Source organism: Chryseobacterium piperi (assembly GCF_002285635.2).
Classification (GTDB): Bacteria; Bacteroidota; Bacteroidia; order Flavobacteriales; family Weeksellaceae; genus Chryseobacterium; species Chryseobacterium piperi.
This window is the reverse complement of record NZ_CP023049.2, coordinates 3,857,576-3,870,154: the sequence shown is the minus strand read 5'-3', so window position 1 is coordinate 3,870,154 and position 12,579 is coordinate 3,857,576. Positions and strand designations below refer to the sequence as shown.

The window sequence follows — 12,579 nt, the reverse complement described above, 5'->3', positions numbered from 1 at the left end:
TAGATTTATTAAATCATTAAAAATTATGCTCATAAATTTGCTTAACATAAATTTTAAAAAAGAAATTATTATGAAGAATTACTCAATTATGAGCGTTATTTTTATAGCGTTTTTTTTAAATTTTTCCTTATCAAAGGCACAAGTCGGTATCAATACCACAACTCCTAATTTGAATTCTGCATTAGATGTAACATCAAATAATAAGGGTCTTTTACCTCCAAGATTAGCCTTAACTTCAACAACCATAGCCTCTCCATTAACTGAGCATGTAGCAGGAATGGTAGCCTATAATACAGCTACAGCTAATGACGTTACCCCAGGGCTATACGTCAACGATGGAACTAAGTGGGATTTGGTAAATAGGAATTCAGATGACACATCCGGATCTTTGTTATTGAAACAAAAATACAGAGGAAGAAATTTACAATCCAACGGGTTCGACAAACCCACACTAAAAGTACCATCCATGAATATGGAATTCAGGTTCGCTACTTATAACGGGACTACTCCTGGTGCTTACAGTGATAACTCATATACCTATATTGAAGTTAGATTATTATCTAAACCTATATCTGAAATCACTTATTACGCAAACCTATTATGGTTCGGAACCCGTACAAACGGAGCTGCGTTGTCTGTAACTTTCACACCAGAAAATTGGAATGAGTGGTCTAATGCCCTGTCATATAATGGTAATTGGTATTACCCGTGGGGTTTTCAAGCTCAAATCTATACTAAAAATGGGGTGACACCCGGAAGTAAAGATTTGAGGGCTGGATACTTTCATGGCTTCGATGGCTTTAATAGTGGAGCTGCACCCGATGATGAAATGTACGTAGTAGCATTTGAGCAATATTAGATAATTTCATGTCTGTTTTTTAGATGATCGCAATAAGCGATAAAAAAGCCGGAATTATATTCCGGCTTTGATTACCACTCACCATAATAAGCTGTTGACAATTTATATAAAAACACAAATTAAATAATACACAAAAAACACATTTGATGAAATCAGCTATTTTTGATGAGAACCTTTACAGAATCCATGTTCCTTATAGAAAACACCTTACATTCGAAAACAAACTTGTTCGCTCAGGGATTGAATACTGGGTAGATTTTGAAATGCATGTTCCAGGTTCACATCTATTTACATTGGGGTTTTATTTTAACAAGAATGATGCTAACGCTATTCAAACACTTCTTAAAAAACATTCCATTCAGGCAACAGATCATTTAAAAACACCATCCCGCTTCCAGCAAAGCCACAGCTTTTTTATATTGTATATAATGTCATTGATTACATTATTGATTACCGGGCTTCTAACACTTAGTTACTTATGAGAAAAAAAACACTCATAGGATTATTTTACTTTTTCATTTTTTATGCTTATTCTAATTTGAATCCCGGTAATCTTTCTTTTTAAGCACATTTAATCACCAAATTAACCATATATAAACAAAAAGTCTTACTTTTGCATTCACTTTACTATGGGGTTGACTGGTTTCGACAGCAAGGTCAATGGGTAAGTAAGCATGCAGAGAACCGTAGCGCGATCTCTTTAATCCCTTGCTACACAATTTTAACTGGCAACGAAGAGTTCGCTCTTGCAGCTTAATATCGAAGTTTAGTAGATTCAAGCGCTTTCCCGAAGATTTTAGTAAGGAAGCAAGATATCTCACAAATGCTCTGTTCTGCGGCGTTTGATTCTGGGATATAGGAATGCAGAAATAAGGTTTTAGATACTTCGGCTAAAACTCGAAAACCTTAGAAGATAAGCTGGAAGTTGGGTGTTTACTCTCTGCTTTCAGTCGAAAACCAATAGTAAAATAAGCATGTAGAAAGCTTATGTATTGCTTGTTTGGACGAGGGTTCGAATCCCTCCAACTCCACATACTATCATAAAGCGTTTAAAATTAACGCTTTATGATTTTACGAAAAGTATTTGAGTAAAAAAGAGTAAAAGTTTTTCAAATCTTGCCCAAGTGTTCGCAATCTAAAAATTGTGATATGAAAAATTTTGAAGTTAAGATCTTTTCTTCAGACAGTCCGTCTGTAAAATGGTATGTCTATGTATATGACGTGGACTTACAAAAAATAGTACACAGAACCTCTAAAGGCATCAATAAGGAATCTGACCTAGTTAGACGAATGCTTATCTGTGAAGGATTCAAAGATTCTCTCGAAAAAGAAATTAAAAACGGGTGGAAACCAATCCCGCCTTCTGCGAAAGCAAAACCACTCCCACAACCTTATCAAAACAATCTAACAGTAAATGAGGCTTACGAAAAGAGCTTTTCAATTCTCTTAACCAAGAAAAGAGAATTGAAAACTAAAAGCGATTATAAAACTCATAAAAAGTACTTTCTTGAGGCTGTTGAAAAATTAGAATGGCAAAACAATCTTTTTACTGATCTCGATCAGTTTCATTTTAAACTAATTATTGAGAAAATGTGTGAGATCCGTAAATGTGATGATGTTTATTTTAATAAACACTTAAATTTATCAAAATCATTCAATACGGCACTTGTTGACGCTTTCATCATTAAAGAAAGTAAAATCAAAGGACTATCAGAAAAAGAGTACTATAGTGAAGAAAAGCACATTGTTACGGCTGAAGAGCAAACAATCATTATTCAACATTTTTCTAACATATGTCCTCAATTTATTACACTTCTAAAAGTTTTGTATCACTTAGATCTTAGACCTAAAGAAATAAGATTATTAAAAGTTGGAATGATTGATCAAAGTAAATGGTATTTTACCCTGCCTGAAACCATAACAAAAAATGACAAGAAAGCATACATACTTATTCCTGACGATCTAAAAATTGATTTACAAAAGATGGATCTATCTAATCCCGAAGATTACCTATTCGGAATTGAAAAGTACAGATCAAGAGATAGGAAGAAGATATTTAAACCATCACCAATGAAAATATCAATAAATTCATGTAATAAATTGTGGAAAAAAGAGGTAAAGGAACATCTAAACATTGATGCTGATATGTACTCATTAAAGAAAAAAAATAATAATGATAAATTGTCTAGAGGATGGAGTATTGAAGAAGTCAAAGAAGCCAATAGACACTCGACTATAGAGATGACAAAAATATACGCAACTAAATACAGTGAAATAGTCCAAGAGAAACAGAGAGGTAATTACGGAACTTTTGACTAGAAAATAAAAGATGTAGCTAAAACGTTACACCTTTTTCTTTTTTTATTTGCTTATTGGTATATATTTATATACCTTTGTAGTGGTTAATGAAGCAGTGAGATCGATGAAATCAAGTCAATTACACCGAAAGGTAAGGAAAAATGGATGGAACTATATCCGATGTGAGGGGAGCCATTACATTTATGAAAAGGACGGTAAAACTTACCCTGTTCCGTATCACGGGGCAAAGGAAGTTGGTAAGGGTCTTGAAAAAAAGATCATTAAGGAAATGGGGCTTTAATTAGCCCCTGTCCTTACTATAGCGCATTATCAAATTAATAGAAGAAGAATAACAGTGTAGTATTATGAAAAGAATTAATATTGTCATAGAGAAGACGGCAGATATGTATTCTTCTTATGCTGAAAATGTAGAAGGAATTTATGGAGGCGGAGGAACAGCAGAAGAAGCAAAACAATCGGTCTTAGATGCAATAAAAATTTTAAAAGAGAACAATTCTGAAGAAAACATCCCAGAAATATTAAAAGGTGATTATAGCATTCGCTATCATTTTGACGTAGAAAGTCTGCTTCAATATTACAAAGGAATGCTGTCAAATCCGGCAATTGAAAAAATTACAGGCATCAATCAAAAGTTAATTCATCAATATTCTAAAGGATTAAAAAAACCACGACAAAAACAAAAAAAGAAAATTGAAGAAGGATTACATAAATTAGGAAGAGAATTATTAGCGATCGAACTTTAATGCATTAACCCAACTTATTAAAGTGTTTGCAAAATTGGCTATCTATACATTAGGTAGTCAATTTATATTTTAGAAGGCAACACATTTTAATGCGACAAGTTTTGACGTTTTAAAGCATCTACTTTGCATGATAATTGATTCCCATCTAAATAAATCTAATATCATGAAAAAAATAGAACTGTTTTATAACCCTAAGACGCAACAATATTATGTCTTGTACAGATCTCCGGGCAAAGAACTATTTTTCAGAGTTGAACAATTGCAGCCTATTAGCTTGGTACGAGAAATTGAACACGCTATGTTTTTAAACAAACATGAGAGAGAAAAGATCATTGAAGAAATGGAAGAGTTCGCAAGAGAAGAAATTCAAAAACTTGAAGACGGGTTTTAAAAAAAATATCCCGGATTAGTTCGGGATATTTTTTTTATGATTGAACTTTATTAGAACTTTTAAAATTTACTATAATTAATGCTATGGTGCTTATTATGAAAATTGCACAGGGTAATAGAAAAGATAGAGAAAATCCCCTATTATAATTGTCAGTATTAAATATTCCTGTTATTACGATAATTGATGACATCAAGGTGTAAATTCCAGTGATATTGACCACCTAATTCCTGATTAAATTGACCACTAAGAATGAAGTCAAAAAAGGTGTCTAAAAGATGGTTTAAAAATATAAAATAAATCTTTACTCTGAGCTGATTTTCTGATCAGCTTTTTTTCTTCTCATCGATTCTCCTTTAAGGTCTATTCTCAGGGAGTTGTGAACCATTCTGTCAAGTATTGCATCGGCTATTGTTTGTTCCGCAATGACTTCATGCCAGGCACTTACAGGCAGTTGCGAAGCAATAATAGTGGAACGTTTTCCGTGTCTGTCTTCTATAATCTCCATAAAATCCTGACGTTTAAGATTATCCAGGGATTGTAATCCAAAATCATCAAGGATAATAAGATCCTGCTTTTCTATTCGGTCTATCTCTTTAAGGTAAGATCCGTCTGCCTTAGCCATCTTAAGCTTTGAGAAGAGTTTGTTGATGCTGAAGTACATGACTTTATATCCCATTGTACAGGCTTTGTATCCAATGGCAGTTGCGATAAAACTTTTTCCAACTCCTGTACTGCCTGTAATAAGAATATTCTGTTTCTGTGATATAAAATCGCAGGAAGATAATCTTCCAATAGTATTCTTATCAATATTTCTGGAAGAAGAGGCCGTAATCTCTTCCATAAATGTCCTGTATCTGAACTTAGCTGTGGTAATCAATCTTTCTACCTTTCTGCTTTCCCTGTCGTCATACTCGGATTCAATCAAGTAGGCTATAAGTTCATCATTGGTATAGGAGATACTTCCTGTTTCCATTGTTGTGGAAAACGCCCTGTGCATCCCGTGGAGCTTTAAATGTTTCATTTTTTCTAATGTTGCCTGATTCATAGGTTTTGTATTAATGATTTAATTGTTAATGATTGTAGATGTTACTGATAGTATTTTCCGCCCCTTATGTTTTTGTGTTTAGGCAGTTTCTTTTCTTCAAAAAATGCATCGTCATCGGTTAGATTATCCAGCCCTCTTTCCAGAATACTTTTAATCATGGCAAGGCTGTATTTTTCATATCCCAACGCTCTTTTACAGGCATTGTCAAGTCTTATGTTGCCGATCTTTTTTGATAATGAAAGGATTCCCAGGCAGGTTTTATAGGACTGCTCAGGATGCTGTTTCTTTTCCAGGATTTTGATGATGTACTGCTCACAATATTCCCCGACAGACCTTCCCCAAGAGATAAACCGGGAGGGATTCCATTCAGTCATAAACTGATAAGATGAAGGCATATGTTCTTTTACAGTCGTATACTGATATTTAGCCAGGATTCTGTTATGGAATGCTATTCTGCGCTGGTCATAGTAAATCTCGACTGTATTTTTACTAAAAATAATGTTTACTTTTTTACCAATATAGCTGAACGGAACACTGTAATAATGCTGGTCTTTACTTAAATATACATGGCTGGTCTTATGAACGGTAGCACGTGCAGAATGCTTGAGCTGGTACATCATAGCTGGTAGTGGGGATAATGCATGTCTTTCAACCTCACGGAAAACATCAGCCCTGGAATACTTCTTTCTTTTCATGGGAGCTTCATTATATCCTTCCAGCAGGTTTTCTATAGCTTTGTTCAATGCTTCCAGGCTAAAGAAGTGATCTTTACGCAATGGAGCAAAAATGCGGGTATACACAATGCGTACCGCATTTTCAACCAAAGCCTTATCCTTGGGATGATAGGTACGCGTAGGAAGTATTGTAGTGCTATAGTGGGAAGCAAAATCCAGAAGAGAATCAGTGATGACAGGTTCGTACTTATGGCTCTTTTTTACGGCTGTACGCAGGTTATCGGTAACAATAGCTGCGGGAACTCCTCCATAATAATGCAGGGTTTTGGTAAGACTTCCAAGAAAATCTTCTTTCCCCTGGGTTCTTGTAGCTTCTACGAAGGTCATGCCACTGGCTCCAAGTATGGATACGAAGACCTCAACTTCCTGTTGTTCTCCTGTTTCTTTATTAATAATGTGAAGTTTTTTTCCTGTATAATCCACAAAAAGTTTATCCCCAGCCTTATGTTCAATATGCATGGAAGGGTTCACCTTTTTACACCATTCCCGGTAATGATGGCAAAAGCGGGAATATTGGTAGCCTGAAGGGTATTTATCTATGTATTCTTCCCATAGCAGATAACGGGTGACCCCAACACGTTTTAGTTCTTTGGATATGTAAGGAAACAACGATTCAAGTTGTTTTTTAATATTGGCCTTATCCCTTATATCGGTTGGCGGAGTCTCGAATAAATCATCTAAATCTTCATCACTCAGCTCTATCAGCTCGTCATATGTAAGCTGGTGTTCATGGAACAGGCTGATATACTTTTTAGCAGTATTGCGTGAGATACCCAGTTGTTTGCTTATCCGCAATTTACTTACCCCCTGGGTGTATAATCGTAATAATTGTTTAATGTTCAACATGTCTATTCTTTTGTTAGCCATTTGGTATTTTTTGGCTAAGTTATTCAAGACACGTTTTCTGACTTTTTTTTGGTGGTCAATTTGCTCAGGAATACCATGGTCAATTTGCTCAGGAATCAACTGATCATTTTCACAGGATTGAGATGGTCAATTTTGAAGGATTCTACACTCTATGGTTTTTATAATTATAATGATAGTAATGGACTTAATAACGAAATGCATGCCTTAGCAACCCATACTAACTAAAAGATTAAAGTACGATGATTTAAATTTTGAAACATTCTTATACATAATGAAAAAGAATAAAATATAGAATCAAAATGTAAAGTTTATAAATTATTTAATTGAATAATCCCAATTAAGCTTTTGTAAAATTTACATAACACAATTTCACAGTTACACATTCTTCATTTATATTTTACATTAATTTTTTCATTTATGTGATGGTGGGTACGAGTGCTTTGCTCGTGCCCATTTTATAAAAGACATCGATTACAAAACATGTACTTAACTAATGATTTAAAAGTATATGCTATGGTTTTTATAATAATGGATTTAATGAAATTTTTGTCCTAGCAACCCATACTAGCTAAAAGCATAATAAGTTAAAATTCAAACACATTCTTAAGAATAAAGTATAGAATCAAATGTAGAGTTTATCAATTATTTAATTGAATAAGATGACAATAATTCAAATTAAGCTTTTATAAAATTTACATGAGATTATTCACAGCTATATTCTTCACTTATATTTTACATTAATTTTTTTTATGTGTGGATGGGTACGGGCAATTTGTTCGTGCCCATTTTTATATCACTTTCCAATTATAGGATTATTTATATAATAATTCAATAGGATTGTTATCATGTATCTTGCTTTCCTTTATTTGGACATCTAAATCTTTCAAAAACTTTTGCTTTTCTTCATTGTTATGAAAAATTATATCCCCACTAAAAGCTTTATTTCTATATCTTTCCAAAGGACTCTCTCTAGAAATACTTTCATATTCATTTAAAGTAATCTGCTTCGCCTCTTTATAAGTAACATCATTTAAAACAACATAATCAGACTTTTTTTTCTGTACAGATATAATTTCAAATGAATGGGTGTTTGTTCTATCATAAATTTTTAAGATAAGTCCAGGTAATCCATAAAATTTATATGGTCCATCAGAAATAGGAATTTCAGCATTAAACCAAGCCGTCCATTGTCTTCCTGCAAAAATAGTTGTTGCTTTTTGAGCTATGTATCCTAATATACTTTCTTTTTCATTTGAAATTTTCCAATTTATTTTCCTTTCATCTTTAACTTTTAAAACAGGATTAGGCATATGATTAGGAGTATAAAAGTATATTCTGCCATTGCTATTCTTTTCTACTACATACTTTATTTTCATTGAAGTATCAGGAAATGACATGATCCCTTTATCTGACTTTGCTCTCATAGTTGAGTCAGATATTATATGTTTTAGTCCGGTGAAAATAGATTGCTTTTCTTTCTCATTAAAATCTAAAATTACAATTTCATCAGAAATAATATTTTTTTTCAAAGTATCTGTAACAAATCTATAATGATAGGTAAATCTAATATCCTGAGAGAAATATATAGTCGGAAAAAGAAAGCAAAAAAGAAGTATGCTTTTTCATATTTTCAAATAAAAAATTAATTAATATTTGTCTGGTTGCAACCTAATACCAATTATACAAAATATTTTTATTCCCCATTACGGGAATATATAATTACTAAAATTTTTTAATTATATATAATATTAGCAATTTAAACGAAAAACAATCCTGATATAGTAAACTAAAATCTTATATTTTAATTATCATTATACCATAGGCTATTTAGCACTTCAATTGCTAAACGCAACATTTATATACAAAAAATCCCCAACCTAAGTTGAGGACAAAACTAATAACCATGAAAACTCAAATTAAACATGAGTTGCTGAGTACATTGAAATATTGTGCCAATATTTCATTTAATCTAAATTTTAACATTTTTTAAGAGTTTTTTTTAAATACTTCGCAAAATAAAAACACCCTACCCAAAAAAAGGATAGAGTGTTTTTAGCATTAAAGTGAGGAATCAATCTCGGAGATTAAAATTCCCTATTTTTGATTTATTGTTTCACGTCTCAACTTTCGGATATTTTGTGTAAGCTGCTTCCTAATCTCAATATGCTGCGATTTGTAAAGCTTAATACAACTTTCCAACCTCTTTTTTATCGTAAGGTACTCTTCATAAAGTGCTGACAATTCAGTATTCATATGAAAAATTTCTTCCGTGTATTCCCTGTTTTGCTCGGGTGTTTCTTTTAACAATTGTTCAAGATCATGAACTCTTTTGATCACTTCCTGGTGTATTTTGGGCTCTATTCCTTGCATAACTCATTAGGTTTTTAATATCGCTTACTATTAGATAGTGAAAATGGTCTTTCACTTTCAGAAAGTATTTTCACCTGAATTGTATTTTCCTGAACAGATTTGGAGTAAATCTTCCCTAAAACAGTCTGAAGTAAAGTTTCATCAGCCTGCCCTAGAGGCATTAATGGTAATGAAGCATATTCATCTACCGGAACCTGTGGTGAAATTCCATTGTTATATTCTCCATGCCCGTTCGCATTGTATACCTTATAAATAACAGGATGCAACTGCCATGAGATTTTCTTGGGCTTACGATCATCTGAAATGGAAAAGCCTGCCATATCTTTCCCAAGAGTAGTACCTCCCACTTGTATCACCTGCACATAAGGTTTAAGGTTATTGATTACTATTTCGGATGCGGATGCTGTATTCCTTGATGTAAGAATAAAAACCCGGCCCAACCCTAATGCATTAGCATGAAGCGTTGCAAAGTCAACAGCAGTAGGGTCATAGGCAATCTGTTCTGCAAATGTCTTTTTAACTTCACCTCCATTTTTATTCCCTTTATAGATAATAAAGGGAGAACCGGAAGCTATTCCCAAAGGAATCAGTGAACATAATGCCGCTGCTGATGCTACTGATCCGCCGTAATTATATCTGAGATCTACCACAAGATCCTTTACCCCATTAGCTTTAAATTCTGCAAATTTCTGATTAAGACTATGAGACATTCCATCCGGGAAATCGTAAATATATAAGTATCCTGTCTTTTTACCATTTTGTTCAAAAATTTTAGAGATAATAGGCTGATCAAGAGAAAAGCCACAATACACCTTTATATTTTTTTCATTCTCAATATTCCCGTCTTTCCAGTTTCCTACCATAAGGTCAAGGGTTGTATTATTGGGAATAGAGTTAAGAAGACTTTCTGCATTGGAAGCCGTGATCAGGCTTCCATTAATTTTCTTTATGATCATCCCGCGCTGCAAACCTGCATTTTGAGCAGGAGAATTCTGTAAGACTAGTTTAATTACAGCCGTTATCTGCCCGTTGGCAAGTTGAAGAACAGCATAATCAAATCCATACATATTCCGGACGGTACGTAAATAGGTTGTGGGATCTTCAGTATTAACAATACTTGAAAAACGATCATTCTGAGATAAAAGACTTGTAAAAAATTTCTTGACAGGCAGATGATAATCCGGTTTCGAAGACATCTGATCTGCCCAATAATAATATCGTTTCATTTGGTCCTGTACCCACACATTAGCAGACTCCACACTTCCATCGGGAAAATCAGGAATTGCTTCTTCTTCAGACCTGCATGAAAAAGCCATTATTGAAATCAGAGAGATTAAAGCCAGTCTATTAAATGTAAAAAATTTACCCATGATGCTCCTTAAAGAATTTATTTTTACAAATAGTCTGCAATATCAATATCACCGATCACCACAACTTTTCCATTTTCCATCTTTTCCTGCAGTACGATCATGTTTGCTCCTATATCCTGTTTTATTTTTACCTGAATGATTTGCGATCCGAAATATGGATCAGAAGTTCCTGTTTTGTACAATTCCAGATAGACAGGAGCTGTTACACTGAAAAAACTGTACATCTTTAACGGAGAGAAATTATTTTTTTCAATACGATCAAACTCTGCCAACACCTGTCCATTTTCTCTCTTTAATACTCCTTTTATCCCGTCTAAAGAGACACCGGAGACCTCCCCTAAATTAGGAAAGATAAATTCCATTCCTACTTTTCCAAGATTTACCTGAGGCTTGACAGCATACGTCTGAAGGTAAATTCCGGGAAGGTTGAAGAAATACAAATTTTTATACTGATCTATATTATTAAAATTGATATTATATTTTGCGATCTGTTTTCCGCTTTCATTGTTATAGATCTCAATCTGATCTGTTTCTCCTTCATCCACAACAAAACTCAATTGGGTTTCTATAGTATTGGTATATGACGTACTTCCATTGATGACTACAGGTTTCCCATTAAGCCTTAATTGCAATACATCCGGTTTTGAATATCCCTTGATATTAATTTCCGCAGGTTTCTGTGATTTATCATAAGGCTGCATAACCTCATCAGTACATGATAACAAACCGATAAGAATAGCAAGGGCGATTATTTTTTTCATTTTTATGATATTAATTATAAACTATAATTTAGAAATATTGCCCTAAGCCATACAGAGGGCAATATTTTTAAATTGTATATGGTACAGGTGCGCTATAAAGTCCTATAGTAATAGTTTTTGACATGGTTATTTTTTTCATCTTAAAGAAATCGAACTGAGGGAGCACCATCCTGTATGTAAAGAATTATTTTTTGATGAACTTCACTTTCTCAGACAATATTCCGTCTGATACTACAGCAACATAATTACCTGAAGACAACCCGGTCACATTCATTTCTCTGCTGTATCGGGTATTAAGAACTGATTGTCCGGCCATATTAAATACTGTAACCGTTGTTGCATTTTCCCTGAAGGCAGGATTAAGCTTTAGCATTAAAGATGCTACAACCGGATTCTGCATCACCAAGGTAAGATCTTTTACTTTTTTTACATCCTGTGTTTTTAGAACCGAAGTATAAATCGCCATTTCATTAATGTTGATATTAGGCACATTGGTCGTATCTCCAGTGGCTCTGTTTGACCATAATCCGATATAGATCTTTTTTCCTGCGAAAGCAGAAAGATCAACAAGGCTTTCTACAAACTGATTCAAGTCGTTGGGAAAAGGGTTACCTCCACCACCAGCACTGATCACATAAGGACTTACAATGTTATTTCCGTTGGCATCTACTGCCAATGCCTGAAAATCGGCTAATTCCGGCACCGGCTTTTGATCGGTACTTACATAAATATAAAGGTATCTTCCAACAATCTGATGGGTTGTTCTTTGACGACCGATATAAGCTGCCAAAGTAATCGTCCCGCCCGATGAAGACAAGTCAATTTGCGGAGAAATCGCCCAGTCATTTTCAGTACCAAATCCCGCTACACTTCCGGAAGGAACACTGCTTATTGAGTAGCGTAAAGAACCTGCTGAACCATACTGCAGAGCAGTACCGTTATGATAAATATTCGGTCCCTGTATCCATCCGTTTCCATTTCCGTTTAGATCATGGAAAGACCACCCCTGCATATCACTTGTTGAATCAAAAGAATTGGTCCAAACCGGATATTGGGCAGACAATAACTTTGATACAATTAAGAGAGAGAATAAAACTACTTTTTTCATACTATAGATTTT

General features: G+C 34.0%; 13 protein-coding genes and 1 other RNA gene. 7 read left to right on the top strand and 7 right to left on the bottom strand.

Features of this window, described 5'->3' with window-relative positions; all coding sequences use genetic code 11:
- Nucleotides 1-70 precede the first annotated feature (70 nt).
- The 7 genes from CJF12_RS16920 (at nt 71) to CJF12_RS16890 (ending at nt 4,312) form a co-directional block, all read left to right on the top strand.
- Complete coding sequence (locus CJF12_RS16920; protein WP_131329591.1) at nt 71-859, top strand: hypothetical protein; 789 nt, start codon at nt 71-73, stop codon at nt 857-859.
- 146 nt (nt 860-1,005) lie between these two features.
- A complete protein-coding gene (locus CJF12_RS16915; protein ID WP_034687380.1) occupies nt 1,006-1,341 on the top strand; it encodes a hypothetical protein in 336 nt (111 codons plus the stop codon).
- 149 nt (nt 1,342-1,490) lie between these two features.
- Nucleotides 1,491-1,893: a transfer-messenger RNA gene (gene ssrA, locus CJF12_RS16910) on the top strand.
- A 115-nt stretch (nt 1,894-2,008) separates the two neighbouring features.
- Nucleotides 2,009-3,178 carry a site-specific integrase gene (locus CJF12_RS16905; RefSeq protein ID WP_034687377.1) on the top strand — a complete coding sequence of 390 codons (1,170 nt, stop codon included), beginning with the start codon at nt 2,009-2,011 and terminating at the stop codon, nt 3,176-3,178.
- Nucleotides 3,179-3,281: 103 nt separating this feature from the next.
- Nucleotides 3,282-3,458: a type II toxin-antitoxin system HicA family toxin gene (locus CJF12_RS16900; RefSeq protein ID WP_034687374.1), complete on the top strand. Its 177-nt coding sequence runs from the start codon at nt 3,282-3,284 to the stop codon at nt 3,456-3,458.
- Between the two features lie 64 nt (nt 3,459-3,522).
- Nucleotides 3,523-3,921 carry a hypothetical protein gene (locus CJF12_RS16895; protein WP_034687373.1) on the top strand — a complete coding sequence of 133 codons (399 nt, stop codon included), beginning with the start codon at nt 3,523-3,525 and terminating at the stop codon, nt 3,919-3,921.
- Between the two features lie 163 nt (nt 3,922-4,084).
- Nucleotides 4,085-4,312: a hypothetical protein gene (locus tag CJF12_RS16890; protein ID WP_131329589.1), complete on the top strand. Its 228-nt coding sequence runs from the start codon at nt 4,085-4,087 to the stop codon at nt 4,310-4,312.
- A gap of 301 nt (nt 4,313-4,613) precedes the next feature.
- Here CJF12_RS16890 and istB read toward each other — a convergent pair whose 3' ends face one another.
- The 7 genes from istB to CJF12_RS16855 all read right to left on the bottom strand — a co-directional run bounded on the left by istB (nt 4,614) and on the right by CJF12_RS16855 (nt 12,567).
- Nucleotides 4,614-5,357: an IS21-like element helper ATPase IstB gene (gene istB / locus CJF12_RS16885; protein ID WP_034681199.1), complete on the bottom strand. Its 744-nt coding sequence runs from the start codon at nt 5,355-5,357 to the stop codon at nt 4,614-4,616.
- Nucleotides 5,358-5,398: 41 nt separating this feature from the next.
- Entirely contained in the window at nt 5,399-7,057 is a 1,659-nt protein-coding gene (gene istA, locus CJF12_RS16880; RefSeq protein ID WP_228423500.1) for an IS21 family transposase, read from the bottom strand.
- Nucleotides 7,058-7,770: 713 nt separating this feature from the next.
- Nucleotides 7,771-8,526, bottom strand: a complete 756-nt coding sequence (locus tag CJF12_RS16875; RefSeq protein WP_262485062.1) for a GLPGLI family protein — start codon at nt 8,524-8,526, stop codon at nt 7,771-7,773.
- A gap of 526 nt (nt 8,527-9,052) precedes the next feature.
- Nucleotides 9,053-9,328 (bottom strand): hypothetical protein, encoded by a 276-nt coding sequence (locus tag CJF12_RS16870; protein WP_034681198.1) that lies wholly within the window; start codon nt 9,326-9,328, stop codon nt 9,053-9,055.
- A gap of 14 nt (nt 9,329-9,342) precedes the next feature.
- Nucleotides 9,343-10,698 carry a S41 family peptidase gene (locus CJF12_RS16865; protein ID WP_051887158.1) on the bottom strand — a complete coding sequence of 452 codons (1,356 nt, stop codon included), beginning with the start codon at nt 10,696-10,698 and terminating at the stop codon, nt 9,343-9,345.
- A gap of 23 nt (nt 10,699-10,721) precedes the next feature.
- Nucleotides 10,722-11,459, bottom strand: coding sequence for a hypothetical protein (locus CJF12_RS16860; RefSeq protein WP_034681197.1), 738 nt, complete (start codon nt 11,457-11,459; stop codon nt 10,722-10,724).
- 184 nt (nt 11,460-11,643) lie between these two features.
- Complete coding sequence (locus CJF12_RS16855; RefSeq protein ID WP_034681196.1) at nt 11,644-12,567, bottom strand: T9SS-dependent choice-of-anchor J family protein; 924 nt, start codon at nt 12,565-12,567, stop codon at nt 11,644-11,646.
- Nucleotides 12,568-12,579: the final 12 nt, after the last annotated feature.

What these genes read in the sequence shown, in the direction of transcription:
- CJF12_RS16895 (WP_034687373.1), top strand. Translation starts at nt 3,523, where the DNA reads ATGAAAAGAATTAATATTGTCATAGAGAAGACGGCAGATATGTATTCT.
- CJF12_RS16860 (WP_034681197.1), bottom strand. Translation starts at nt 11,459, where the DNA reads ATGAAAAAAATAATCGCCCTTGCTATTCTTATCGGTTTGTTATCATGT.
- CJF12_RS16870 (WP_034681198.1), bottom strand. Translation starts at nt 9,328, where the DNA reads ATGCAAGGAATAGAGCCCAAAATACACCAGGAAGTGATCAAAAGAGTT.
- CJF12_RS16865 (WP_051887158.1), bottom strand. Translation starts at nt 10,698, where the DNA reads ATGGGTAAATTTTTTACATTTAATAGACTGGCTTTAATCTCTCTGATT.
- CJF12_RS16890 (WP_131329589.1), top strand. Translation starts at nt 4,085, where the DNA reads ATGAAAAAAATAGAACTGTTTTATAACCCTAAGACGCAACAATATTAT.
- CJF12_RS16900 (WP_034687374.1), top strand. Translation starts at nt 3,282, where the DNA reads ATGAAATCAAGTCAATTACACCGAAAGGTAAGGAAAAATGGATGGAAC.
- CJF12_RS16920 (WP_131329591.1), top strand. Translation starts at nt 71, where the DNA reads ATGAAGAATTACTCAATTATGAGCGTTATTTTTATAGCGTTTTTTTTA.
- CJF12_RS16855 (WP_034681196.1), bottom strand. Translation starts at nt 12,567, where the DNA reads ATGAAAAAAGTAGTTTTATTCTCTCTCTTAATTGTATCAAAGTTATTG.
- CJF12_RS16915 (WP_034687380.1), top strand. Translation starts at nt 1,006, where the DNA reads ATGAAATCAGCTATTTTTGATGAGAACCTTTACAGAATCCATGTTCCT.
- CJF12_RS16905 (WP_034687377.1), top strand. Translation starts at nt 2,009, where the DNA reads ATGAAAAATTTTGAAGTTAAGATCTTTTCTTCAGACAGTCCGTCTGTA.
- istB (WP_034681199.1), bottom strand. Translation starts at nt 5,357, where the DNA reads ATGAATCAGGCAACATTAGAAAAAATGAAACATTTAAAGCTCCACGGG.